The sequence below is a fragment of the Curtobacterium sp. S6 genome (genome assembly GCF_000710345.2).
Classification (GTDB): Bacteria; Actinomycetota; Actinomycetes; order Actinomycetales; family Micrococcaceae; genus Rothia.
The window spans coordinates 991,349-1,017,360 of sequence record NZ_JHEL01000015.1; the positions used below are offsets into that span (position 1 = coordinate 991,349).

Sequence of the window (26,012 nt, forward strand, 5' to 3'; positions counted from 1 at the left end):
TCAGCCGTCGATTCCGGGGTACGAGAGGAACACGGTCTCTGCCTCGCCCTGCAGGTGAATGTCGTGCCGCAACGTACCGTCCGGCTCGCGATCCGCGATCAGCGTGGCCCGACGGTCGGCCGGCAGGGAGGCCAAGAGCGGATCCTCATCCAGCGCCTCGGCATCGTCCGGCAGGTACACGCGGGTGAACAAGCGGTTGAGGAGGCCTCGGGCGAAGACGACCATGAGGAAATACGGCGCATGCCCGCGGTCCGTGGGACCGGGGTTGACGGTCGTGAACGAATAGGTCCCGAGCCGATCGACGGCGTCCCTTCCCCAGCCGGTGAAGGTGTAGCCGTCGCGATTCAGGGACCCGGTTTCCTCGGGGATCGAGCCGTCCTCGGCGGCCTGCCAGATCTCGATCAGGGCATCGGGGACGACGTCTCCGTTGCCGTCGTAGACCTGCCCGGTCAGGCGCACCGCGCCCGGTCGCGAACGGTCCACGAGCTCGTTGCCGCCGCGATACGGCAGCCCGACGGCCTCGGCCGCGGTCGCGTAACCGAAAAAGGGGCCGATCGTCTGCCCCGGGGTGGGCGTGAGATCGTGCGGGCGGTCCGCCAGGGGCCGCCCCGTGCTGGTCGGACGCGTCGTCGTGTCGCGGCTCATTGCTGCTCCTCCTCGGGTTCCATCCAGGTCCGTTGGCTGCCACCGAGGACGATGTCCCAGCGGTAGCCCAGGAGCCATTCGTGCTCCGAGACCCCGTGATCGTAGGTCGCGACCAAACGGTCACGCGCCTTCTGATCCGTGATCGACTGGTAGATCGGATCCAAGCTGAACAGCGGATCACCGGGAAAGTACATCTGGGTGATCATGCGCTGCGTGAAGTCCGTGCCGAACAGCGAAAAATGCACGTGCGCCGGGCGCCAGGCATTGCGGTGATTCTTCCACGGGTAGGGCCCCGGCTTGATCGTGGTGAATTCGTAATTTCCGGCATCGTCGGTCAGGCACCGGCCCACGCCCGTGAAGTTCGGGTCGATCGGGGCCGGATGCTGGTCCCTCTTATGGATGTAGCGTCCCGCGGCGTTGGCCTGCCAAATTTCGACGAGCTGGTGACGGACCGGGCGGCCGGCGGCGTCCATGACCCGACCGGTGATCTTGATCCTTTCGCCCACGGGTTCTCCCCCGCCCTGGATCGTCAGGTCGGATTCGAGCTCGTGGACGTCGCGGTGCCCGAAGGCCGGAGACGTGAGCTCGATGAGCTCCGGATCCGTGTGGTGGAGGTCCTTGGTCGGGTGCCGCAATACCGAACTCCGGTACGGGGGAAAGTCCAGGCGGGGTTGCGTTTCGACCGATCCGCCGCTTCGAGCCGCCCGGTGCACCCGATCGATGTCGCGATTGATCGTTTCTTGGCTATCCGCGGCGGCGTCGGAATCCACCACCACCGGCTGGGTGAAGTTCTCCTCATCCAGATTCTTTTCGGCGTGTGACTCCTGTGTCATGCCGTCCTCCCTTCCTGTGCCCGAATCCGCTCGTGATCCGCGCCATGGTCAATGTATCGACGAAAAGTTCGCTGTCAGAATTTCTGTGCGCAATGCGAACCCCCGGAGTGCCCGTCACGGGCCCGCGGGTCGCGTCACGAAACGGTTGGGTGAAACGGCCACCCCGTGTACTGCTCCGCGAGGTAGGCGCGCCCGTGCGGGGATTCCGTGACCGCCCGCAACTCCCCGAGGCGCCGCGCCGTCGCGAACTCCGTCTCCCCCGGCGCGGTGTGCAACATCGTGGTCATCCAGTACGAGAAGTTTTGGGCCTTCCAGACCCTCGAGAGGGCGGTCTCGGAATATTCGCCCAAGAGGGTTTCGTCGCCGTCTCGGACGGCCCGAATCAGGGCGGGGGCCAAGACCCTGACGTCGGCCAGCGCGAGATTCAATCCTTTGGCTCCCGTCGGGGGCACGGTGTGCGCCGCGTCCCCGGCGAGGTACAGACGGTGGTACCGCATCGGATCACACACAAATGACCGAAACTTCAGGACCGTGGACTCGATGATGGGCCCTCGGCGCAACGTCATCCCGTCCGGACCGTCGATCCGCGCCTGGAGTTCCTCCCAGATCTGGTCCTGAGACCAATCGGCCGGGTCCGTGGCTGGGTCGCACTGGAAGTACAAGCGTTGGACGGTGTCGCTGCGCTGCGAGATCAGCGCAAACCCGCGGGGAGACTGGGCATAGATCAATTCCGGGGCGCTCGGTGGCGTCTCCGCCAGGATGCCGAACCACGCAAAAGGGTATTCGGCGAAGTAGTCCCGGCGGATCTCGCGCGGTATGAGCCCGCGGGTCGCGCTCTTCGAACCGTCCGCCCCCACGACGTAGCGGCACCTGATCTCGCGTGCCGAGCCGTCCGAGTCCGTGAATCGAATCCCGGGATGGTCCGTGGCGACGTCGAACGCCGAGGCATCGGCCACCCCGTATCTGACGTCCATACGGTGATGCTCGGCCGCCCGCGCGAGATCCCAGAAGACCTCGTTCTGAGGGTAGAGCCAGACCGACTCCCCCACGAGCTCCTGAAAGTCGATCCGGTGCGAGCGGCGACCGAACCGGAGGTCGATCCCGTCGTGCAGATGGCCGTCGGTCAGGACCCGGCTGCCCAGGTCCGGCTCGGCGAGCATCCGCACCGACTCGTGCTCCAAAATTCCGGCGCGATGCGTCCGGTGGATCTCCTCGGCCCCGCGGTGATCAATCGCGACCACGCGGAGTCCGGATCGACGGAGAAGGTGCGCGAGCATCAGCCCCGCGGGCCCGGCACCGATGATCCCGACATCGGCGTCGACCGTCTTCCGCTCGTCCCGTGGAATCTGTGGCATCCTGTGGTCTCCTCCCGCGCGATTCACCTCACGCTAAGCCCAGACCGTTAGACGGACCACATCCGTTCCGTTCAATGGGACGGTAGCCGGCGCGCCCCGTCGGCAGGTCAGGCGGATCCCCGCGCCGCGCGCTCGATCCCGTGAGCCGCCACGCGAAGGGTATTCACCACGCCATGGACGGCCTCGGGCGGTAGGTCGGAGCGGTTCATCACGGTCCCCAATGCCACGGGAACCGCCGAGTTCTCGACGGCCACGGGGACGGCCACCCCGCAGGTTTCCTCGTCGATCAATCCGCGCTGGATCGCGTAACCCTTCGCGCGGAAACGGCGGAGCTCCGTGACCATGCCGGCGGCCACGGACGGATCTAGCGAGGCCCGGCGCAGGATCTCGAGGTAGTCGGCCACGAAGGCACGCGGCATACCGGCCAAAAGCATCAGGCCGGTCGCCGACTGGTGCAGCGGCAACCGGCCGGCCACCTCGGAACGCAGCCGAACCGACGAATTGGCCGCGATCCGCTCGACGACCAGTACCTCCTGCCCCTCGATGATCCCGAGCTGGATGTGCTGGCGTAACACCGCGTGGGCATCGGAGAGGTAGGGCTTGGCCACGGCGGAGAGCTGACGGTTCAGCGGGGCGGAGGAACCGAGGACCCACAGCCGCGTGCCCACGGCGTACCGGCCGGGAGCCGTCCGGGTCAGCCAGCCGAGCTCCGCGAGCTGACGGACCATCCGGTGCACGGTCGAGCGCGGGAGCTCGGCATCCTCACCGATCTGCGCGAGCGAGCGTTCCCGATGCGCCGCGTCGAAGCCCCCGAGGATCCGATCCGCGCGCTCGATCAGCGAGTCTCCCGATGTCGAATTGGCCATCCGTTCGCTCCTCCCGGGTGCTCGACTCTCACCATAGCGCGGCGGGAGGGGCCCGTGGCGGGCTCGGAACTCCCCCGCCAACGACGACGGCCGGTCCCCCTCCGGGAAGGAGGGAAACCGGCCGTCGTGCCGTGCGGACCTGCCCTAGGGCAGGTCCGCGACGGGGTGGTTAGTTGCTGCCGAAATCGTAGTCATCCAGCGGGATGGCCTGGAACTCGGCGGCCACGGAGGCGTCGTTCTCGGCCGCGTAGCTGAAGTCGCCGAACCCGGTGGAGTTGGCGTACATCTTCTCGCGGGCTTCCTCGGTGGGCTCGATCTCGACGTCGTTGTAACGGTCGAGACCGGTACCCGCCGGGATGAGCTTACCGATGATGACGTTCTCCTTGAGCCCGACCAGCGGGTCGGACTTGCCCTCCATCGCGGCCTGCGTGAGGACGCGAGTGGTCTCCTGGAAGGAGGCCGCGGAGAGCCAGGAATCCGTGGCCAGCGAGGCCTTGGTGATGCCCATGAGTTCCGGACGCCCGGCCGCGGGACGCTGCTGCGTCGTGACGGCCTTCTTATTCGCCTGCTGGAACTGCACGGTCTCGACCAATTCGCCCGGAAGCAGATCGGTCTCGCCGGATTCGATCACGGTGATGCGACGGGTCATCTGTCGCACGATGACCTCCACGTGCTTGTCGTGGATGCCCACACCCTGCGAGCGGTACACGCCCTGGACCTCGTCCACCAGGTGCTTCTGCGCCTCGCGGGGACCGCGGATACGCAGAACTTCCTTGGGGTCCACGGCACCCGAGACCAGCTGCTGGCCGACCTCGACGCGTTCGCCGTCTTCCACGAGCAGGCGCGCGCGACGCAGGATCGGGTAGGCGATGGCCTCGTCGTCCTTGCTGTCCGGGGTCACGACGATCTTCAGGGCCTTCTCGGTGTCCTCGATGGTCACGCGACCGGCGATCTCGGAGATCGGGGCCACGCCCTTCGGGGTACGGGCCTCGAAGAGCTCCTGAATACGGGGCAGACCCTGGGTGATGTCCTCCGCGGAAGCCACACCACCGGTGTGGAACGTACGCATGGTCAGCTGGGTGCCCGGCTCACCGATGGACTGAGCCGCGATGATGCCGACGGCCTCGCCGATGTCCACCAGGTTGCCGGAGGCCATGGACCGTCCGTAGCACTTGGCGCACACGCCCACGGCCGACTCGCAGGTCAGGACCGAACGGACGCGCACCTCCTGGATACCCGCCTGGTACAGCTTCTGGATGACGGCGTCGGAGACATCTTCACCGGCCGCAACCAGAACGTTTCCGTCCGAGTCCTTGACGTCGACCGCGAGGATACGACCGTGAATCGAGTTCTCGACGTCCTCGTGGAGCGAGATGCTTCCGGTGTCCGCGTCGATCTGCACGAGCGGCAAGACCAGGCCGCGGCGGGTCTGGCAGTCCAGCTCGCGCACGATGACGTCCTGCGACACGTCGACGAGACGACGCGTCAGGTAACCGGAGTTCGCGGTACGCAACGCGGTATCCGCGAGGCCCTTACGGGCACCGTGGGTCGCGATGAAGTACTCCAGAACCGACAGGCCCTCACGGTAGGACGACTTGATCGGGCGGGGCATGATCTCGCCACGGGTGTTGGCCACCAGGCCACGGATACCCGCGATCTGACGGACCTGCATCCAGTTACCACGGGCGCCCGAGGACACCATGCGGTTGATCGTGTTGAGGTCGGTGAGGTTGTCGCGCATCGCCTCGGCCACCTCGTCGGTCGCCTTGGTCCAGATGTCGATCAGCTCGGAACGACGCTCGTCGTCGTCGATCAGACCCATCTCGTACTGGCCCTGGATCTCGTCGGCCTGCTGCTCGTAGCCTGCCATGATCGTGGGCTTGCTCGGAGGGGTCGCGATATCCGAGACGGCGACCGTCACGCCGGAACGCGAGGCCCAGTAGAAGCCGGTGTCCTTGAGGTTATCCAAGGTCCGCGCGACGTCGACCATCGGGTAGTTCTCGGCGAGATCGTTGACGAGCTGGCCGAGGCCCTTCTTGTCGGCGATGCCGCGGAACCACGGGTAATCGGCCGGCAGGGTCTCGTTGAACAGGACCTGGCCCACGGTGCACTCGACCAGAACCGGCTGGCCCTGCTCCCATCCTTCGGGGGCTTCCCATCCCTCGTAGGGCACGAAGTCATCGAGGATGATCTTCACGCGCGAATTCAGGTGGATCTGGTGACGCTCCATGGCCATCAGGGCCTCGGCGAGGGACGAGAACGCGTGCCCCTCTCCCTTTTCACCCTCGCGGACCGTGGTCAGGTGGTACAGACCGATGATCATATCCTGCGACGGAACGGCCACGGGCCGGCCGTCGGAGGGCTTGAGGATGTTGTTGGAGGAGAGCATGAGAACGCGCGCCTCGGCCTGCGCCTCGGGGCTCAGCGGAAGGTGCACGGCCATCTGGTCACCGTCGAAGTCGGCGTTGAAGGCCGAGCAAACGAGCGGGTGAAGCTGGATGGCCTTGCCCTCGACGAGCTGCGGTTCGAAGGCCTGAATGCCCAGGCGGTGCAGGGTTGGCGCACGGTTCAGCAGCACGGGGTGCTCGGTGATGATCTCTTCCAAGACGTCCCAGACCTGCGGGCGGAAACGCTCGACCATGCGCTTTGCCGACTTGATGTTCTGCGCGTGGTTCAACTCGACCAGGCGCTTCATCACGAACGGCTTGAACAGCTCCAGGGCCATCTGCTTGGGCAGACCACACTGGTGCATCTTCAGCTGGGGGCCGACGACAATCACGGAACGACCCGAGTAGTCGACGCGCTTACCAAGCAGGTTCTGGCGGAAGCGTCCCTGCTTGCCCTTGAGCATGTCGGAGAGCGACTTGAGCGGGCGGTTGCCAGGTCCCGTCACGGGGCGGCCGCGGCGGCCGTTGTCGAACAGCGAGTCCACGGCCTCCTGGAGCATGCGCTTCTCGTTGTTCACGATGATCTCGGGGGCGCCGAGATCCAGCAGACGCTTCAGGCGGTTGTTGCGGTTGATCACGCGACGGTACAGGTCGTTGAGGTCGGAGGTCGCGAAGCGGCCGCCGTCCAGCTGAACCATCGGGCGAAGCTCCGGCGGGATGACCGGAACCGCGTCCAGGACCATGCCGAGCGGCGAGTTGTCCGTGGTCAGGAAGGCGTTGATGACCTTGAGTCGCTTGAGCGCACGGGTCTTCCGCTGTCCCTTACCGTTCTGGATGATCTCCTTGAGGGCACCCGCCTCGGCTTCCATGTCGAAGTTCTCGAGACGGCGCTTGATGGACTCTGCGCCCATCGAGCCCTCGAAGTACATGCCGTACTTGTCGACCATCGAGCGGTAGAGCGCCTCGTCACCTTCGAGGTCGCTGACCTTGAGGTTCTTGAAGCGGTCAAAGACCTGATCCAGGTGGGCGATCTCGGCGTCCACGCGCTTGCGGACCTGGGCCATCTGACGCTCGGAGGAGTCACGCAGCTTGCGCTTTTCGGCGGCTTTGCCACCTTCGGCCTCGATGCGGGCGAGCTCTTCCTCGGTCTCCTTGGCGATCGCCGCGATGTCGGAGTCGCGCTCGGATTCGAGGGCCTTCTTGTCCTTATCGTGAGCCGCCTGAAGGTTCGGCAGATCGTCGTGGCGACCTTCCTCGTCAACCCAGGTGATCATGTACGCGGCGAAGTAAATGATCTTCTCGAGATCCTTCGGCGCGAGATCCAGCAGGTAACCCAAACGCGAGGGAACGCCCTTGAAGTACCAGATGTGCGTGACCGGTGCGGCCAGCTCGATGTGGCCCATCCGCTCGCGGCGCACCTTGGCGCGGGTCACCTCGACGCCGCAGCGCTCACAGATGATGCCCTTGAAGCGCACGCGCTTGTACTTGCCGCAGTAGCATTCCCAGTCGCGCGTCGGACCGAAGATCCGTTCGTCGAACAGGCCTTCCTTCTCCGGCTTCAGGGTGCGGTAATTGATGGTCTCCGGCTTCTTGACCTCACCGTACGACCAGTTTCGGATATCTTCCGCGGTGGCCAGGCCAATCCGCATCAAACCAAGTGAAGATTCGTTGGACATGGGGTCCTTTTCTCTCAAAAAACTCTAGAAGGATCTGGTGTGGATGAGGGGTGTTTAGACTTCCTCGACCGAGCTCGGCTCGTTGTGGGAGAGGTCAATACCCAACTCATCGGCAGCCCGGAATCCTTCGTCCTCCGAGTCGCGCATTTCGATCGCATTGCCTTCGGTCGAGAGGACCTCGACGTTCAGGCACAGAGACTGCATTTCCTTGATGAGCACCTTGAAGGACTCGGGAACACCCGGTTCGGGGATGTTGTCGCCCTTCACGATGGCCTCGTAGACCTTCACGCGACCGTGAACATCGTCGGACTTGATGGTCAGGATCTCCTGCAGGGTGTAGGCGGCGCCGTACGCCTCGAGCGCCCACACCTCCATCTCGCCGAAGCGCTGTCCGCCGAACTGGGCCTTACCGCCCAGCGGCTGCTGGGTAATCATCGAGTAGGGTCCGGTCGAACGGGCGTGGATCTTGTCGTCCACCAAGTGGTGCAGCTTGAGGATGTACTGGTAACCGACCGAGATCGGCTCCGGGAACGGCTCGCCGGTGCGTCCGTCGAACAGCATGGTCTTGCCGGAGCGGTCGATCAGGCGTTCGCCGTCACGGTTGAGGGTCGTGTGGTCCAGGAGGTCGAAGATCTCCTGCTCCTCCGCGCCGTCGAACACCGGGGTCGCGACCTTGGTCGGGCCGGATTCCTTGGGGAAGTTCGGCAGGTTGTCGAGCCACTCGGGGTTGCCCTCGATCTTCCAGCCCTGCTTGGCCAGCCAGCCCGTGTGAACCTCGAGCACCTGGCCGATGTTCATACGGCCCGGAACGCCCAGCGGGTTCAGGATGACGTCCACCGGGGTGCCGTCGGCCATGAAGGGCATGTCCTCGACCGGAAGGATCTTGGAGATGACGCCCTTATTGCCGTGACGGCCGGCGAGCTTGTCGCCGTCGGTGATCTTGCGCTTGTGGGCCACGTAAACGCGAACCAGCTGGTTGACTCCGGGAGGCATGTCCTCGTCGTCCTCGTCGCGGTCGAACACGCGGACACCGATGACGGTTCCGGACTCGCCGTGCGGGACCTTCAGGGACGTGTCGCGGACCTCGCGAGACTTCTCGCCGAAGATCGCGCGGAGCAGACGCTCCTCGGGGGTCAGCTCGGTCTCGCCCTTCGGGGTGACCTTACCGACCAGGATGTCGCCGGCCTCGACCTCGGCACCGATGTGGATGATGCCGCGCTCGTCGAGCGCCGACAGCACCTCTTCGGAGACGTTCGGGATGTCGCGAGTGATCTCCTCGGCACCGAGCTTGGTGTCGCGGGCGTCGATCTCGTGTTCCTCGATGTGAATCGAGGTCAAGACGTCGTCCGAAACCATGCGCTGGGACAGGATGATCGCGTCCTCGTAGTTGAGGCCCTCCCAGGACATGTAAGCCACCAGGAGGTTCTTGCCGAGCGCGAGCTCGCCCTGGTCCGTGGAGGGACCGTCGGCGATCAGGCTGCGGAACTCGACGCGGTCGCCCTCGGAGACCACAACGCGGTGGTTGTAGCAGTTACCGGGGTTGGAGCGCTGGAACTTGGCGATCGGGTACGAGGTCGTGGTTCCGTCGTCGTTGCCGACGACCACGAGATCGGCCGAAACCTCTCGGACCACGCCGGCCTTCTTGGCCAGCACGGAATCGCCCGAGTCCATCGCGGCGTAGCCTTCCATGCCCGTACCGACGACCGGCGACTCGGACTCGAGCAGCGGCACCGCCTGACGCTGCATGTTGGCGCCCATGAGCGCGCGGTTGGCGTCGTCGTGCTCGAGGTAAGGAATCAGCGAGGTGGCCACGGAGACCATCTGGCGCGGAGAGACGTCCATGAACTCGACGTCCCCGGCGGGCTTGGCCTCGGCCTCACCCGAGCCATCGGCGGCGCGGCACAGCACGTACTCCTCGGCGAAGCGCTGGTCCTCGGTGAGGGGGGCGTTCGCCTGGGCGATGATCTTGCCCTTCTCGTCGTCCGCGGTGAGGTACATGACCTTCTCGGAGACCTTGCCATCGACGACCGCGCGGTACGGGGTCTCGATGAAGCCGAAGGGGTTAATGCGCGCGAAGGTCGCGAGCGAACCGATCAGGCCGATGTTCGGGCCTTCAGGGGATTCGATCGGGCACATACGTCCGTAGTGGGACGGGTGCACGTCGCGGACCTCCATGCCGGCGCGGTCTCGGGAGAGACCTCCCGGGCCCAGCGCGGACAAACGACGCTTGTGGGTCAGCCCGGCGAGCGGGTTGTTCTGATCCATGAACTGCGAAAGCTGCGAGGTGCCGAAGAACTCCTTGATGGAGGCGACGACCGGGCGGATGTTGATCAGGGTCTGCGGCGTGATGGCCTCGACGTCCTGGGTCGTCATCCGTTCGCGGACCACGCGCTCCATGCGGGAAAGACCCGTGCGGATCTGGTTCTCGATCAGCTCGCCGACCGCGCGGATGCGGCGGTTGCCGAAGTGGTCGATGTCGTCGGTGCTGACCAGGATGTCGGTCTCGACGCCGTCGCGCTTGCCCTTGATGGACTGGCCGCCGGCGTGCAAGGTCACGAGGTAGCGAATCATCGCCACGATGTCGTCCTGGGTCAGGACCGAGGAATCGTTGTCGGTGAGGGCCTTGTCCAGGCCCAGCTTCCGGTTGATCTTGTACCGGCCGACCTTGGCCAGGTCGTAGCGCTTCGGGGTGAAGTACATGTTGTCGAGCAGCGACTGCGCGGCGTCGACCGTCGGGGGCTCACCCGGGCGGAGCTTCTTGTAGATGTCGATGAGGGCCTCATCGCGGGTCTCCACGGCATCCTTCTCGAGGGTTGCGCGGATCGAGTCGAACTCGCCGAACTCCTCGAGGATCTTCGAGTCGGTCCAGCCCAGGGCCTTGAGCAGAACGGTGACCGACTGCTTGCGCTTGCGGTCGAGGCGGACGCCGACCTGATCGCGCTTGTCGATCTCGAGCTCGAACCATGCACCGCGGGACGGGATGATGCGGGCGGAGTAGATGTCCTTATCCGACGTGCGGTCGGCGGCCTTTTCGAAGTAGGCGCCCGGCGAACGAACGAGCTGCGAGACGACGACGCGCTCGGAACCGTTGATCACGAAGGTTCCGGACTCGGTCATGAGCGGGAAATCGCCCATGAACACGGTCTGCTGCTTGATCTCGCCGGTTTCGTTGTTCATGAACTCGGCCTTGACGTACAGCGGCGCCGAGTAGGTCGCGTCGCGGTCCTTGCACTCCTCCATGGAGTACTTCGGGTCCGCGAATTCGGGCTCCGAGAAGGACAGGGACATGGTGCCCTGGAAGTCCTCGATCGGAGAGATCTCCTCGAAGATCTCGGTCAGGCCGGACACGCGCTCGACGGAATCGTCGCCGGTCTTCTCGGCTTCGACGACCCGCTGGCTCCAGCGGTCGTTGCCGACGAGGCGGTCGAAGCTGTCTGTCTGCAGGGCAAGCAGGTTAGGAACGCTGAGTGGTTCGTGAATCTTTGCAAAAGAAATGCGTGAGGCGGAACCGTCGTGCGGGTTTCCCTCCGCGAGAGCGGCGTCATAATTAGAGGTGCTCGAGGCGACCAAGATTGGATCCTTCCACAGACCTGTCGGTACACGAAGGCTTGCCCGGATCCACGGTCTCGCACATTCCGGCGGGCGATCGAAGGCGCACGAGGACCGCCCTCTAGTCAGAGCGTCCTCAGTGAGTCGGTGGTCGTGGTTGCCTGGAAGCGTGAGCTGGATCCATCAGTTGTACCCACCGCTATATGAAGGCACAAAAATTTAGGGAAAGCGCAAATTTTTACTCTACACGCGCCCCGCAAGTTTGTCCAGACGGCCCCGCGGGGCGCCGTCGTCGCGCGCGGTCAGCACTCCACGACGTTGACGGCCAAACCGCCCTGCGAGGTCTCCTTGTATCGATTCGACATATCGACGCCGGTCTGGCGCATGGTTTCGATGACCTGATCCAGGGAAACCCGGTGCTCGCCATCCCCGCGCATCGCCATCTTGGCGGCGTTCACGGCCTTCGCCGCGGCCATCGCGTTGCGCTCGATGCACGGGATCTGCACGAGCCCTCCCACGGGGTCGCAGGTTAGGCCGAGGTTGTGCTCCATCGCGATCTCCGCCGCGTTCTCGACCTGTTCGACGTTGCCGCCGAGCACCTGGCTGAGGCCCGCGGCCGCGAGCGACGAGGCGGAACCGACCTCCCCCTGGCAGCCGACCTCGGCCCCGGAGATCGAGGCCCGCTTCTTGTACAGGGTCCCCACCGCGGCGGCGGCCAGGAAGAAATCGATCACGGCGCGTTCGCGCTTCTTGCGCCCGCCGTGGCGAACCTCCGGAACGTAATTGACGGCGTAGTGCAAGACCGCCGGAATGATCCCCGCCGCGCCGTTGGTCGGCGCCGTCACGACGCGACCGCCGAACGCGTTCTCCTCGTTGACCGCGAGCGCGATGAGATTGACCCAGTCGATCGAGTACTGCGGATCCTTATTGGGGTCCTCGCTCAGCAATTCGCGGTGCCATCGTTGCGCGCGACACCGCACCTTGAGCGCCCCGGGGAGGTATCCGATGCGCGCGAGCGAAGAACCGATGCACTCGCGCATCACGTGATAAATGTGCAGGATCCCCGCCTCGACCTCCTCCCGGGAGCGCACCGTGGTCTCGTTGGCCATCTTGAGCTCGGCGATGGACAGGCGGTTCTGGTTGGCCAGGGCGACGAGCTCCTCGGCCGAGTCGTAGGGATACGGAACGTCGGTGAGGCTGTCCCCGCCCGCGGCCTCCTCACCCTCGGCGATGACGAATCCGCCGCCGACCGAAAAATAGGTCCGCTCGTCGATCAGCAGGCCCTCGGAATCCTTCGCCGTGAAGCGAATGCCGTTGGTGTGCCTCTCCAGGACGGTCAGCGGGCGAAGCACCATCGATGCCTCGCTGACCTCGACCTCCGGGCCGGTCACGAGGTGCTCCCGGCCAGCGGTCGAGCGTTCGATCTCGGGGGCGAAACCCGCAAGCACGACCTTGCCGGTCGCCTGGTTCTCCGCGATCATGCGTTCGGACGCCTCGATGTCGATGGTCTCCGGGATCCATCCGGCTAGACCTTTGACGGTCGCGGACATCGTCCCGTGACCGGCGCCCGTGGCCGCGAGCGAGCCGTAGAGGTCCACCCGAAGCTCGGCGACGTCGTCGAGCCGGTTCGCGCCGATCACCTCGGAGACAAAACGGTTCGCCGCTCGCATGGGACCGACCGTGTGTGAGCTTGAGGGGCCCACGCCGATGCTGAACAGGTCGAAGACGCTGATGTCAGTGGTGCTCTTCATGGCCTTCCACACCTCCGTCAGGGGTTGGGGTTCCGGCAGGCCGGAGCCGAGTGATTAGTTGGACCGCTGGTAGAACGGCAGTCCGACGACCTCAAAGTCGTTGGACTTGCCCCGGATCTCGACCGTGATCGTGGTTCCGATCTCGGACAGCTCGCGTTCGGCCCGGGCCATGGCGATGGGATATCCGAGCGTCGGCGAGGGGATCCCCGAGGTGACGACGCCTGCTTCACGGCGGTCGGCGCCCTCGCCGACCACCAGTTTCGCCTCGGCGCGCGCGGGTCGTTTGGACAACCCGCGAAGGCCGATCAGGACGCGCTGCCGTGGTTCGTCCGCGCGTCTCTGGGCCTCTTGGAGGGCTTCCTTCCCGACGAAGTCCGGCTTGTTCTTCAGGGCAATGTCGATCATCTTACCCAGTCCGCAGGCATACGGTGACACGTCGGCGGCGAGTTCGTGACCGTACAGGGGCATGCCCGCTTCGAGGCGGAGCGAGTCGCGTGCGGCGAGCCCCGCGGGGACCACGCCCCGGTCCCGGCCCGCGTCGAGCAACGTGTTCCAGAGCTCTACCGCGGATTCATTGGGGACGTAGAGTTCGAAGCCGTCTTCCCCGGTGTAGCCGGTGCGGGCCAAGAGAACCTCCAGCCCGCCGACGACGGCCGGGGCCGCGGCGTAGTACTTCAGCTCTGCGAGATCCTCACCGCCGTCGGCCAGGTTCAATTCCTCGAGCACGCCCCCGAGGACCTCGGCCGCGACCGGCCCTTGGAGGGCGACGAGGGAGGTAGCGCTCGTCTCCTCGTGGATCGACGCGTCAAAGTCGGCGCCGCGCACCGTGAACTCACGCAGCACGGCGTCGGCGTTCGAGGCGTTGGGCACCACGAGATACTCCTGCTCGCCGAGGCGGTAGGTGATGAGGTCATCGACGAGGCCGCCGTCCCGGTTGGCCATGACCGAATACTTGGCCCGCCCGACCGCCAGCTTGGCGAACGAGGAGACGAGGGCGTGGTCCAGCAGCGCGCACGCTTCGGGGCCAACGATCCTGATCTCGCCCATGTGGGAGAGGTCGAAAAGGCCTGCCGCCTCGCGCACCGCCTGGTGCTCGGCGACGTCATTGGCGTATTTCAGCGGCATCTCCCAACCACCAAAATCGGTGAAGCTGGCTCCGAGCTGCTCGTGCACCGCGTGGAGCATGGTCCTGCGCGGGCCCTCGGTGTTGGGGGTGAAGTCGTGATTCTGGGTCGTCATGTCTGTGCCTCTCTGCGTCAGGGTGCGGTTATGCGTCCTCGCCGGCGGCGGCGAGAGGGCCTTCCAGGTCGAAGGCCTCGATGGGTGGGCATTCACACACGAAGTGGCGGTCGCCGGCGGTCCCGTCGATGCGCCCAACCGGAACCCAATACTTCGACCGCCGCAGGCTCGGCACCGGATAGGCCGCTTCGGCTCGCGAATACGGACGATCCCACTCGTCGGCGGTCAGCACCTCGGCGGTGTGGGGCGCCAAACGCAAGACCGACCGATCGACCTCGACCCTGCCGTCCGCGACCTCGGTCATCTCGGCGTGGATCTGCACCATGGCCTCGATGAACCGCTCGAGCTCCTCGAGGGATTCGGACTCCGTGGGCTCGACCATCAGGGTCCCTGCCACGGGGAACGCGAGGGTCGGGGCGTGGAAACCGTAGTCGATCAGGCGCTTGCACACGTCCTCGGCGGTGATGCCGGAGGCCTGCGTCAGCTCCCGCAGGTCCAGGATGCACTCGTGGGCCACCAGTCCGGAGGGTCCCGTGTAGAGCACCGGGTAGTACTCGGAGAGGCGCTTGGCGAGGAAATTGGCGTTGAGGATCGCGACCTCCGAGGAAGCCCGCAGCCCTTCCGCCCCGGTCATGGCGATGTACATCCACGAGATGGGCAAGACCCCGGCCGACCCGAAGAAGGCCTGGGAGACCGCCTCGACGCGCCGGGAGTCGGCTCCTGAGTCGGTCTCGAGCTCCGCGGCGTCTCCGGGCAGGTAGGGTGCGAGCTGGGGTGCCACGGCCACCGGCCCCACACCCGGGCCGCCTCCGCCGTGCGGGATGCAGAAGGTCTTGTGAAGGTTCAGGTGCGAGACGTCGCCACCGAATTCTCCGGGTGCCGCGAGCCCCATGAGCGCGTTGAGGTTGGCCCCGTCCACGTAGACCTGTCCCCCGGCGTCGTGGACCCGGCGGCAGACCTCGGTGACGGTTTCCTCGTACACCCCGTGCGTCGAGGGATACGTGATCATGATGCCCGCGAGCTGCCGACCGTATTTCTCGATCTTGGTCGCGAGATCCTCGAGCTGAATCGAACCGTCCGGCGCGGTGGCGACCGAGACGACGCGCAGCCCGGCCATCACGGCGGAAGCGGCGTTGGTCCCGTGAGCCGAGGCCGGGATCAGCACGACGTCGCGCTCGGACTCCCCGCGGTCACGGTGGTAATCGCGAATCGCCTGAAGACCGGCGTATTCGCCTTGGGAACCGGCGTTGGGCTGGAGGGACACCGCGGAATACCCGGTCACGGCCGTCAGCCAATCCTCCAGGTTGCGAATGAGCTCGGTCCAGCCCTCGACCTGGTCCCGCGGGGCGAGCGGGTGGATCGAGGCGAACTCGGGCCACGAGATGGGTTCCATCTCGGCGGCCGCATTGAGCTTCATGGTGCACGAGCCCAGCGGGATCATGGTGCGGTCGAGGGCAAGATCCTTGTCGGTGAGTTCCCGGAGGTACCGCATCATCTGGGTCTCGCTCCGGTGGGAGTGGAAGACGGGGTGCCCCAGGTAATCGTCCTGACGCAGCAGCTCCGCCGGAAGGTCGTAGGACCCGGGTTGGTCCGAGGGCGCGGCGCCGAAGGCCGAAAGAACCGCGTCGATCTCTTCGAACGTGTGGGGTTCGCCGATGCTTACGCCCACGCGATCGGCGTCGACCCGACGAAGGTTGATGCCTCGTTTCAGGGCCTCGGCCATCACCTCGTCCGCGCGGCCCGGCACGAGCGCGGTCACGGTGTCGAAGAAGGACTCGTGCGCCACCTCGATACCGGCGGCCTCCAGGCCGGCGGCGAGGTAGGCCGCCTTGTCGTGGATCTCTTCGGCGATCCGGCGGAGCCCCTCCGGGCCGTGATAAACGGCGTAGGCACCCGCGACAATCGCCAGGAGCGCCTGGGCCGTACAAATATTGGAGGTCGCCTTCTCGCGGCGGATGTGCTGCTCGCGGGTCTGGAGGGACAGGCGATACGCGGGCCGGCCCGACGCATCGGTACTGACGCCGACGAGTCGTCCCGGCAGGGACCTCTCCAACCCCCGCCGGATCGCGATGAACGCGGCGTGAGGGCCGCCGAAGAAGAGCGGCACCCCGAACCGTTGCGAGCTGCCGATCGTGATGTCGGCCCCCTGCGATCCGGGCGACGCGATGAGCGCCAGGGCCAGCGGATCGGTCGCGATCGTGACCAAGGCGTTGCGCTCGTGCGCGGCCGACGCGAGCTCGGTGTTGTCGATGATCTGCCCTTCGGCCCCGATCTGCGCGGCGATGACGCCGAATAATTCTTCCTCCGGCAGGCCCGACGAGAGATCGACGATCCGGTGGTCGATGCCGAGGGCGGTCACGCGTCCCTCGATGATGCGGAGGGTCTGCGGCAGCAAGCGGGAGTCGATCGCCACGGCCCCGCCCTTGACCTTGCGATTCGCGCGGCGCATCATCACGACGGCCTCCGCGGCCGAGGTCGCCTCGTCGAGCATGGACGCGTTGGCGATGTCCATTCCGGTCAGGTCCATGATCGCGTTCTGGAAGTTGAGAAGGGCCTCGAGACGGCCCTGCGAAATCTCGGGCTGATACGGGGTGTAGGAGGTGTACCACCCCGGGTTTTCGAGAATATTGCGGCGCAGCACCGCGGGGGTGATGGTCTCGGAATAACCCTGCCCGATCATCTGGACCTTGACCTGGTTGCGATCCGCGAGCCCGCGCAACCGCCGCGTGGCCTCGTGCTCGCTCAACGGCTCGTCAAGCCCCGGGAGGACCAGCGATTCCGACCGCCGAATCGACGACGGAACGGCCGCATCGGACAGCGAGGCCAGGGTGTCATACCCCAGCTCGCGAAGCATGGACGAGATGTCGGAGGTTCGGGGGCCAAGGTGGCGATCGATGAAGGACATGATTTCTCCGGGGTCGGACCTGCCCTCCCCGCTCTGTGTCTTGACCTGAGAGTTTTCGGCATCGCGACGTCGCGATGCCTTGCCCCTTCGGCGGAACCGTGGGGTTCCTTTCCAGAGTTGCCTGGCACTTTCGGTTCATGGGCCTGAGAGTTTCCCGGGGAGGGTTTGCTCCTTCGGCGTCCGGTTCGACCGGATCTCTCCCGGAAGTGCGTCCGCGGCAATTTTTCTCAAGTCTGCCACACCACACGGGAGCGTCCAACACCGGTCGGTCGCCGCCATCGCGCTCCCCGTGGCGGACCCGCCCCGGACCCACCACGGGGCCGATCGAGGCGGACCTCCGGGGGTCTCCTCCAAGCGAGGACCGGTCCCCCGTCCGACGTGTGGAAACGCCCCGGGTTCAGTCCGTCGACGCCCTTTCCGATCCACCGCGACGCATCACCAACGTCAGGACCACGCCCAGAAGGGTGAACACCGCCAAGGTCATCAGACCCACAAAATAACTCGCCTCCTGGGCGTTGTAGGTGGCCCCCATGTATAGCTGCGGAAAGTATCCGCCGAGACCGCCGGCCGCGGCGATCACGCCGGAGATCGTGCCGGCCGCGGACGCGGGTGCCGCCCGGCTGACCCACGCGAAGACCCCTCCGGTGCCCAGCCCCACGCACAGGGCCATCAGAACCCATGCCGGGCCGAAGTGCCGTTCGTCAGTGGGCTGGAATGCCAGAATCGCGGCGAAGAGAATGACCCCGAGGAAAGACGCGAGGGTCACCAGGCGCGGACCGATCTTGTCCGCGATGCTTCCCCCGATGGGGCGAGCGACGACCGCCGCGAGCGCGAAGCCCGCGGTCCTCGTCCCGGCGGCGGTCGCGTCGAAGTCGTAGACGTTACCCAGGTACGTCGGCAGGTAGTTCGAGAATGCGACGAAGGCACCGAAGATGATCGCGTACAGGAAGCACATCTGATACGTCACCGCGAGGCTGAAGGCGTGCTTGACCTTGGGCAGCATCGGCGCCGGTTCCCGGTCCCGCCACGCGGGGGAATCCCGCAGAAAAATCCACGATGCCACGGCCATCAGACCTATCAGGATGGCCACGATGATGTGCGTGGGCAGGTAACCAAACGCGGCGTTCAACCGAGGTGTGACGAACGCCGAGACCGCCGTGCCGGCCATTCCCGCGCCGAAAACGCCCGTCGCGAATCCCTTGCGGTGGGATTCATACCAGTCCGAGGAAAACGGGATGCCCACGGAAAAAACGGTCCCGGCCACCCCGAGGAAAAAGGCCACGACGAGCAGCAACGGATAGCTACCGAGGATTCCGGCGAGCCCGGTGAGGAGCACGAGCGGTGCGGTCAGGCCCAGCACCACGGTGAACATCACCCGCCCGCCGTATTTATCCGTCAGGGCGCCCGCGGGGATGCGAGCCACGGATCCCCCGATCACCGGCATCGCCACGAGCGTGGCGATGTGCCCGGTGCTCAGGTTCAGGTGCCCCGCGTAGTACTTGCTGAGGGGGCCGATCATGGTCCACCCCCAAAACCCGAAGACCGATGCGATGGTCGCCAGGATCAGGTGACGCAGCTGCCCGTTCTTCAGGCGCGCCGCGCTGGTATCGCTCAATGTTTCAGACATGGTTCTCCTCACGAACGAGTGATGGTGAATGGGTGGTGTGCCGCGGCGGTCATCGACGATGCTTGGGCCGCCCGGGCGGGGCGCACTGCCCGTGGCGCGTCAGTGCGACGCCCCCGAGTGTCGCCGGCCTTTCAGCGCGTGGGCCTGGCGTGCCGTGGTGTCGGTGGAATTCACCGGATCCCATCGGGCGGCGATCGGGGCGCGAGCGCGGCCCGGCGTGGTGTCGCGAGACCGGTAGACGATGTACGGGCGGAAGAGGTAGTGCACGGGTGCGGTAAACGCGTGCACCAATCGGGTGAACGGCCACAGCATGAAGAGGCTCATCGCCATCACCACGTGGATGTGAAAGGACAGCGGGGCCGTGGCCATGGCCTCGACCTCCGGGTGCAGCATGAAAATCGAACGGAACCACGGCGAGATCGACAACCGGTAGTTGTGCGCCTCTTCCCCGCGGGACAGCGCGATCAGCGTCGCCGAAACGCCGATCACGATGGTCCCCAGCAGGAAGACGTACATCACCTTGTCGTTGGCGGTCGTCGCCATGAACACGGTTCCGACCCGACGGCGCCGATAGATCAGCATGATCAGCCCGGCAAGGGTCGCGATGCCCGCGATCGAGCCGAAACCCAGGGCCATGATGTGGTACAGATGCTCGCTCACCCCGAGCGCGTCGGTCCAGGTTTTCGGGATCACCAGCCCCACGATGTGCCCCACCAGGACCACGAGGATTCCGAGGTGGAAGAGCGGCGAGGCGATCTTCATCAAGCGGGATTCGTAAACCTGCGAGGACCTGGTGGTCCAACCGAACTGGTCGTAGCGGTAGCGCCAAATCGTCCCGCCGATCAACACGACGAGGGTCACGTAGGGAAGGACCCCCCAGAGAAGGATGATCCACACGTTCATGGCTGCTCTCCTGTCGAGGCATTCTGAAGGATGGGTAGTAATCGTGGGTCGTTGGCGGACAAACCGGCGTCCACACCGCCGTAGCCGTCGAGTCCGACCGTTTCCTGCGGGGGCCCGGAGGCGGCTATGCGGTGGATCTCCTCACGCGTTGCCGGGGAGGCGCCGGGCAAGGTCCGACACACGGCCGCGAGGAGTCCCGCATGAGGCAGGTGCGCGTCGTCCAAGGCGAATCGCAAAAGTTCGAGGCTGGACCGGTAGGCCTGTAATGCCGCGCGCCCCTTGACCGCGTCCACCTGTGCCGCAAACTCCAGGACCACGCCGAGGTGGTCGGGCAGCTCCCCGTGCAGGTCAGTGAGCACCCCCGATTCGCGGTACATCCGCTTGAAGCGCGCGAGCGCGACGCCACGGCGCCGGGTGTCGCCATCGGTCCAATAGGACAGGTGGAAGCTGTGGCGTCTCGATAAGTCGAATTCCTGGACGTAGTCGCCGCGTACCGACCCCGCGTCCCGCCCCACGAGCCACTCGACCGTCGCACCGCACGCCTCGATGAATCTCTGGTCCTCGGTGGCCCGGGCAAGGTCGATCAGTCCCCGGGCCTGACGGAGCAACTCGTCGCTCGGGTATCCCAGCAGGGTCGCGGTGACCTGATAGACCACTCGGTCCGCGGGCGTGCCGAGACCGAGATTGGCCTCGAAGGGGTCCTCTGGCGGAGGGCAGCTCGTGGGCTCTTCCGCGGTCCGGTTTTTCGCGGAAAAGAATCCTGCCATCAGCGCGCTCCTCCCGCCGTATTCCGGGGAGACCCACCGGGGCCACCGGTGGTCTCGGGCGGAAACAACGCGTCGGGGCGTTCGTCTCTGTCCCAGGTCAGCAGGCTCACCCTGCCGCCCGAGCCGGCGACGGCCTCGCTCCGCTGACGGTCCTTGAGGTTCTGGAAGGTCTCGACGGCCACGGGCATCGGCCGGCCGCTGGTCTCGCCGAAGGCCCCTTCGTACATTCCGGGGCCGCCCTCGAAGTCGAGGGAGCACCCCATTTCCTCGAGGCGGTGGGCGTCCTCGACGTGGGCCTTGGGGATGACGTATCGATCGTTGTACTTCGCGATGGCCATCATGCGGTACATCTCGTACATCTCGGCCCCGTTCATGCCGACGGCCTGGGCGATCTCTTCCCGAGGGTCGCGGCCCAGGGTGATATCACGCATGTATGAGCGCATCGCGGCGAGCTTATTCAAGACGTCGGTGATGATGCCGGTGTCCCCCGCGGTAAACAGCTCGGCCAGGTATTCGACCGGGATGCGCAGGGCATCGATGGCACCGAAGAGGTTGCCCGCGTCTTCGGCATCGTGTCCCTGCTCTTTGAGGAGGTCCACGATCGGCGACAACGGCGGCACGTACCAGACCATCGGCATCGTCCGGTACTCCGGATGCAGCGGGAGGGCGACCTTCCATTCCTTCGCCAGCTTATAGACCGGGGAACGACGGGCGGCGTCGAGCCAGGAGCCCTCGATGCCCGCGGCCTTGGCCTGGCGAATCACCTCGGGGTCGCGGGGATCGAGCATGAGATCGAGCTGTGCCTGGTAGAGCTCTTCCTCCGGCGCCGAGGCCGCTGCGGTGACGGCGTCCGCGTCGTAGAGGAAGACGCCGATGTACCGCATCCTGCCGACGCAGGTCTCGGCGCACACCGTGGGGATGCCGGCCTCGATGCGCGGGTAACAGAACGTGCACTTCTCGGCTTTTCCGGTCTTGTGGTTGAAGTAGATCTTCTTGTACGGGCACCCGGTGATGCACTGACGCCACCCGCGGCAGCGATCTTGGTCCACGAGCACCACGCCGTCTTCGCTGCGCTTGTAGATCGCCCCAGATGGGCACGAGGCCATGCACGAGGGGTTGAGGCAGTGTTCGCAGATTCGAGGGAGGTAGAACATGAAGGTCTTCTCGTACTCGAAGGCGATCTTTTCTTCGGATTCCCTCCGCACCTTCTCGACGATGGGGTCCAGGTGGCCCATCTCGGTGGTTCCGCCCAGGTCATCGTCCCAGTTGGCGGACCACTCGACCTTGGTGTCCTCTCCGGTGATCAGCGACTTGGGGCGGGCCACCGGAAAGTCGTCGCCGAGCGGGGCGTTGACCAAGGAAGCGTAGTCGTAGGTCCAGGGCTCGTAGTAGTCCTTGAGCTCCGGCTGAACGGGGCTCGCAAAGATCCCGAACAGCTTCTGGAGACGATTGCCGGACTTGAGCTGGAGCCGGCCCCTTCGATTCAGGGTCCACCCGCCACGCCACTTCTCTTGATCCTCGTGGCGCCGCGGATATCCCTGACCGGGCCGGGTCTCCACGTTGTTGAACCAGACGTATTCGGTTCCCGCCCGGTTGGTCCAGGCCTGTTTGCAGGTCACGGAGCAGGTGTGGCACCCGATGCATTTATCCAGGGTCATCACCATGGCGACTTGAGCCATGACTCTCATCAGTACGTCACCTCCTGACGGCGCCGGCGAATGATCGAGACGATGTCTCGCTGGTTCCCCGTCGGGCCGAGATAGTTGAAGGAATAGGAAAGCTGCGCATACCCGCCGATGAGGTGCGTCGGCTTCATCAGGATGCGGGTGACCGAGTTGTGGATCCCGCCCCGGCGGCCGGTCGCTTCCGACTTCGGGACATCCACGGTTCGCTCCTGCGCGTGGTGCACGTAGACCACGCCCTCGGGCATGCGGTGCGAGACGACCGCCCGGCCGACGAAGACACCGTTGTTGTTGACGCATTCGATCCAGTCGTTGTCCTTGACCTGGATCTTTTGGGCGTCCTGCGGGCTCATCCAGGCCGTCGTCCCGCCGCGGGAGAGCGAGAGCATGAATAGGTTGTCCTGGTACTCGGAGTGAATCGACCACTTGTTGTGGGGCGTGAGGTAGCGGACCGCCACCGACAGTTCTCCCCGCTCGCCGATCTTGGCCTCCCCGAAGAGCTGATTCATATCCAGCGGGGGGCGGAAAATCGGCAGGTTCTCTCCCATCTCCGTGATCCAGTCGTGGTCCAGGAAGAAGTGCATCCGCCCGGTGAGCGTGTGGAAGGGCTTGAGCCGTTCGATGTTGACGGTGAATGGCGCGTACCGGCGGCCGCCGGTCTCCGTTCCGGACCACTCGGGCGAGGAGATCACCGGCACGGGAGCGGCCTGCGTCTGCGCGAAGGTGACGCGCCGCTCCTCGCTGCCGGCGGCGTAGTCGCCCAGCCGGACGCCGGTGCGTTTCTCGAGCGTCTCGTAGCCCTGGAGCGCCAATTCGCCGTTGGTGCTTCCCGACAGGGCGAGGATCGCCTCGGCGATCTTGACGTCGGAGTCCACGGCGGGTCGGCCCGCGCCCTTGCCCGAGCTCATGACGCCGTGTTCCGCGGCCAGCTGGCGCAGCTGATGCCCCACGTCGAACTTCACGTTCTTGGTGACCAGGCCCAGGGTCTCCGCGAGCGGACCGATCGTGTTGAGCATGTCGGCGATCGCCGGGTAATCGCGCTCGACGACGGTGAAGACCGGCATGTTCTTGCCGGGAACCCCTCGCACCCCGGTGTTTTTCCAATCGCGGGCATGACCTCCGGGCTGGGCAACCTCCCCGGGGGTGTCGTGCTGAAGCGGCACGGCCACCAGGTCCTGTCGCACGCCCAGGTGCTTTGCGGCCTGTCGCGAGAATTCCTCCGCGAGGCCCTGGAACAGCCGATGGTCGGTCCTCGCTTCCCAGGGCGGGTCGATGGCCGGGGAGAACGCGTGTACGTAGGGATGCAGGTCGGTCGAGGACAGATCGTGTTTCTCGTACCACGTGGCCGCCGGAAACACCACGTCGGAAAGCAACGTGGAGGAGGTCATCCGGAAATCCGCGGTGACCAACAGATCGAGCTTTCCCTGCGGAGCCTCCTCGCGCCAGGTCACGTCCTTCGGACGCGACTCCTCGTGGTCGCGTCCCATGACGTTGTTGTGCGTTCCGAGCAGATGCTTGAGGAAGTATTCTTCGCCCTTCGCCGAGGAACCGAAGAGGTTGGCCCGCCACATCATGAGGGTGCGCGGCCAGTTCTCCTCGGCGTCCGGATCCTCGACGGCCATCTGCAGATCGCCTTCGTTGAGGCGATCGGCCACGTACGACGCCGCGTCCTCGGCCCGACCTTCCGCCACGGCCCGTGCCGCTCGGTCCGCGACCTCGAGCGGATTCTCGGTGAACTGGGGGTAGAACGGCATCCAGCCCATCCGGACCGATTGGGCCAAGACGTCGGCGGTGTGGGTGCCCCGCAGGTCGCCTCGGGCGAGCGGGGACTGGAGGTAATTGGTCGAGTAGCCGTCGGAGCGCCATTGATCCGTGTGCATGTACCAGAATCCGGTGCCGATCACGGTCCGGGGCGGACGGCTCCAGTCCACGGCGTTGGCCAACGTCGCCCAGCCAGTGAACGGGCGAACCTTCTCCTGGCCGACATAGTGGGCCCATCCCCCGCCGTTGCGCCCCTGGCAGCCCGTGAGCATGAGCAAAGCCAGGATCGCCCGGTAGGTGGTATCCCCGTGGTACCACTGACAGATACCGGCGCCGAGGATGATCATGGATCGTCCGTGGGATTCTTCGGAGTTCTTGGCGAACTCGCGCCCGATCCGAATCACCGCTTCGGCCGGAACCGAGGTGATCTCCTCTTGCCACGCCGGCGTGTACTGGATCGAGGCGTCCTGGTAGTCCCGCGCCCAATCCCCCGGCAGGCCAGGACGACCGACGCCGTACTGAGCCAGCATCAGGTCAAAAACGGTGGTGACCTCGTGGCCGGCGATGCGGGTCACCGGTACGCCGCGTCGTACGGTCCTCCCCTCCCCCGTGGGGGTGTCGAACGCGGCGAGGGTCAACGGCACGGCGGCGGTCTCCAGGCCCGCCGCGTCCCGGATGGACAATGCCGGTTTGACCCCGCCCAAGTCCAGATTCCACCGACCCTCGTCTTCGGCGTTATAGCGGTGCCCCACGGAGCCGTTGGGAACCACCGGCTCGCCGGTCTCGCGGTTGAGAAGGACCGTCTTGAACGCAGCGTCGGCCTGCCCCGCCTCGTCCGGCAGGTCCGCGGCGGTGAGGAATTTCCCGATGGTTCGGGTGCCGTCCTCGGCGCGGTCGAGACGGATCAGGAAGGGCAGATCCGTGAAGGTCGTGACGTAGTCCTCGAAGAACTCGACGCGACGGTCCACGAAGTTTTCCTTGAGGATCACGTGACCCATGGCCATCGCGAGCGCCGAGTCGGTCCCCGGTTGGGCGGGCAGCCACTCGTCGGCGAACTTGGTGTTATCCGCGTAATCCGGGCTGACGGAGACGACCTTGGTTCCCCGGTACCGGACCTCCGCAACCCAGTGCGCGTCCGGCGTGCGCGTGACGGGAATATTCGAACCCCACATCATGAGATAGCTCGCGTCCCACCAGTCGCCCGACTCGGGGACGTCCGTCTGGTCGCCGAAGACCTGGGGAGAGGCCACCGGGAGGTCCGCGTACCAGTCGTAGAAAGAGGTCATCAAGCCACCGATGAGCTCCATGTAGCGGGAGCCCGAGGCGAAGGAGACCATGGACATCGCCGGCAACGGGGTAAACCCGATGTTCCGGTCCGGGCCGTACTTCCGAATGGTGTTAATTTGGGCCGCGGCAACGATCTCCAGGGCCTCTTCCCACGTCGAGCGGGACAGACCGCCTTTACCGCGCGCGCGTTGATAACGACGGCGCTTCTCGGGGTCGCTCGTCACGGCTTCAAAGGCCTCGACCGGATCCTTACCCAGGGCCCGCTGCTCCCGGTACATCTCCAGCAGGACACCGCGAACGTACGGGTACTTCACCCGGGTTGGCGAATACGTATACCAAGAGAATGCGGCGCCCCGAGGGCAACCACGAGGCTCATATTCGGGTCGATCCGGTCCGACGGAGGGGTAGTCGGTCTCCTGGGCCTCCCAGGTGATGATGCCGTCCTTGACATAGACCTTCCAGGAGCACGACCCCGTGCAGTTGACACCGTGCGTCGAACGAACCACTTTGTCGTGGCTCCAACGATCGCGATAAAAGACGTCCCCTCGGCGTCCGCCCTGACGAAACTGGGCTCGTGCGTCATCGGTTTGATCGATCCGCGTAAAGTGTTTACCTAGTTTTACTAACTTTTCCGAAAGCGGCCCGTCGAGCCCGGGCAGATCATTCCCTCTGGTCATGCCCCAATAGTAGATCGAGGCACATTCAATAAATACGACAGATAATTGTTTCCATATTTCCGGGAACACCGATTTTCCCCGTTATTACCAGTCACAGCGGGG

14 protein-coding genes and 1 riboswitch are annotated in these 26,012 nt (G+C 65.5%); all 14 genes read right to left on the minus strand.

Annotated elements, in window-relative coordinates; translation table 11 throughout:
* The 14 genes from pcaG to CURSPS6_RS06810 all read right to left on the minus strand — a co-directional run bounded on the left by pcaG (position 1) and on the right by CURSPS6_RS06810 (position 25,910).
* On the minus strand, positions 1-645 hold the full coding sequence (gene pcaG, locus CURSPS6_RS06745; protein WP_082470163.1) for a protocatechuate 3,4-dioxygenase subunit alpha: 645 nt from the start codon (positions 643-645) through the stop codon (positions 1-3).
* On the minus strand, positions 642-1,478 hold the full coding sequence (pcaH, locus tag CURSPS6_RS06750) for a protocatechuate 3,4-dioxygenase subunit beta (RefSeq protein ID WP_082470165.1): 837 nt from the start codon (positions 1,476-1,478) through the stop codon (positions 642-644). The genes pcaG and pcaH overlap by 4 nt, the downstream gene beginning before the upstream one ends.
* A gap of 134 nt (positions 1,479-1,612) precedes the next feature.
* Positions 1,613-2,833 (minus strand): 4-hydroxybenzoate 3-monooxygenase, encoded by a 1,221-nt coding sequence (locus tag CURSPS6_RS06755; protein WP_030015061.1) that lies wholly within the window; start codon positions 2,831-2,833, stop codon positions 1,613-1,615.
* Between the two features lie 107 nt (positions 2,834-2,940).
* Positions 2,941-3,699, minus strand: a complete 759-nt coding sequence (locus CURSPS6_RS06760) for an IclR family transcriptional regulator (RefSeq protein WP_051687691.1) — start codon at positions 3,697-3,699, stop codon at positions 2,941-2,943.
* Positions 3,700-3,868: 169 nt separating this feature from the next.
* Positions 3,869-7,762 (minus strand): DNA-directed RNA polymerase subunit beta', encoded by a 3,894-nt coding sequence (locus CURSPS6_RS06765; RefSeq protein WP_030015064.1) that lies wholly within the window; start codon positions 7,760-7,762, stop codon positions 3,869-3,871.
* Between the two features lie 54 nt (positions 7,763-7,816).
* Positions 7,817-11,332: a DNA-directed RNA polymerase subunit beta gene (gene rpoB, locus CURSPS6_RS06770; RefSeq protein ID WP_030015065.1), complete on the minus strand. Its 3,516-nt coding sequence runs from the start codon at positions 11,330-11,332 to the stop codon at positions 7,817-7,819.
* Positions 11,333-11,613: 281 nt separating this feature from the next.
* The gene (locus tag CURSPS6_RS06775) at positions 11,614-13,062 is read right to left on the minus strand and encodes an L-serine ammonia-lyase (RefSeq protein ID WP_030015067.1); all 1,449 of its coding nucleotides are present in this window, start codon (positions 13,060-13,062) and stop codon (positions 11,614-11,616) included.
* Positions 13,063-13,116: 54 nt separating this feature from the next.
* Positions 13,117-14,301, minus strand: a complete 1,185-nt coding sequence (gcvT, locus tag CURSPS6_RS06780; protein WP_051687692.1) for a glycine cleavage system aminomethyltransferase GcvT — start codon at positions 14,299-14,301, stop codon at positions 13,117-13,119.
* A 28-nt stretch (positions 14,302-14,329) separates the two neighbouring features.
* The gene (gcvP, locus tag CURSPS6_RS06785) at positions 14,330-17,206 is read right to left on the minus strand and encodes an aminomethyl-transferring glycine dehydrogenase (protein WP_030015070.1); all 2,877 of its coding nucleotides are present in this window, start codon (positions 17,204-17,206) and stop codon (positions 14,330-14,332) included.
* Between the two features lie 121 nt (positions 17,207-17,327).
* A riboswitch (glycine riboswitch) is annotated at positions 17,328-17,419 on the minus strand.
* Positions 17,420-17,603: 184 nt separating this feature from the next.
* On the minus strand, positions 17,604-18,833 hold the full coding sequence (locus tag CURSPS6_RS06790) for an MFS transporter (protein ID WP_030015071.1): 1,230 nt from the start codon (positions 18,831-18,833) through the stop codon (positions 17,604-17,606).
* Positions 18,834-18,932: 99 nt separating this feature from the next.
* On the minus strand, positions 18,933-19,736 hold the full coding sequence (narI, locus tag CURSPS6_RS06795) for a respiratory nitrate reductase subunit gamma (protein WP_051687693.1): 804 nt from the start codon (positions 19,734-19,736) through the stop codon (positions 18,933-18,935).
* Complete coding sequence (narJ, locus tag CURSPS6_RS06800) at positions 19,733-20,503, minus strand: nitrate reductase molybdenum cofactor assembly chaperone (RefSeq protein ID WP_082470167.1); 771 nt, start codon at positions 20,501-20,503, stop codon at positions 19,733-19,735. The genes narI and narJ overlap by 4 nt, the downstream gene beginning before the upstream one ends.
* Entirely contained in the window at positions 20,503-22,191 is a 1,689-nt protein-coding gene (gene narH / locus CURSPS6_RS06805) for a nitrate reductase subunit beta (protein WP_030015074.1), read from the minus strand. Before narH ends, narJ begins: the two co-directional genes overlap by 1 nt.
* Positions 22,191-25,910, minus strand: a complete 3,720-nt coding sequence (locus CURSPS6_RS06810; protein ID WP_030015076.1) for a nitrate reductase subunit alpha — start codon at positions 25,908-25,910, stop codon at positions 22,191-22,193. The genes narH and CURSPS6_RS06810 overlap by 1 nt, the downstream gene beginning before the upstream one ends.
* Positions 25,911-26,012: the final 102 nt, after the last annotated feature.

Coding starts and splice junctions, on each gene's coding strand:
- pcaG (WP_082470163.1), bottom strand. CDS start 645: ATGAGCCGCGACACGACGACGCGTCCGACCAGCACGGGGCGGCCCCTG.
- pcaH (WP_082470165.1), bottom strand. CDS start 1,478: ATGACACAGGAGTCACACGCCGAAAAGAATCTGGATGAGGAGAACTTC.
- CURSPS6_RS06755 (WP_030015061.1), bottom strand. CDS start 2,833: ATGCCACAGATTCCACGGGACGAGCGGAAGACGGTCGACGCCGATGTC.
- CURSPS6_RS06760 (WP_051687691.1), bottom strand. CDS start 3,699: ATGGCCAATTCGACATCGGGAGACTCGCTGATCGAGCGCGCGGATCGG.
- CURSPS6_RS06765 (WP_030015064.1), bottom strand. CDS start 7,762: ATGTCCAACGAATCTTCACTTGGTTTGATGCGGATTGGCCTGGCCACC.
- CURSPS6_RS06775 (WP_030015067.1), bottom strand. CDS start 13,062: ATGAAGAGCACCACTGACATCAGCGTCTTCGACCTGTTCAGCATCGGC.
- gcvT (WP_051687692.1), bottom strand. CDS start 14,301: ATGACGACCCAGAATCACGACTTCACCCCCAACACCGAGGGCCCGCGC.
- gcvP (WP_030015070.1), bottom strand. CDS start 17,206: ATGTCCTTCATCGATCGCCACCTTGGCCCCCGAACCTCCGACATCTCG.
- CURSPS6_RS06790 (WP_030015071.1), bottom strand. CDS start 18,833: ATGTCTGAAACATTGAGCGATACCAGCGCGGCGCGCCTGAAGAACGGG.
- narI (WP_051687693.1), bottom strand. CDS start 19,736: ATGAACGTGTGGATCATCCTTCTCTGGGGGGTCCTTCCCTACGTGACC.
- narJ (WP_082470167.1), bottom strand. CDS start 20,503: ATGGCAGGATTCTTTTCCGCGAAAAACCGGACCGCGGAAGAGCCCACG.
- narH (WP_030015074.1), bottom strand. CDS start 22,191: ATGAGAGTCATGGCTCAAGTCGCCATGGTGATGACCCTGGATAAATGC.
- CURSPS6_RS06810 (WP_030015076.1), bottom strand. CDS start 25,910: ATGACCAGAGGGAATGATCTGCCCGGGCTCGACGGGCCGCTTTCGGAA.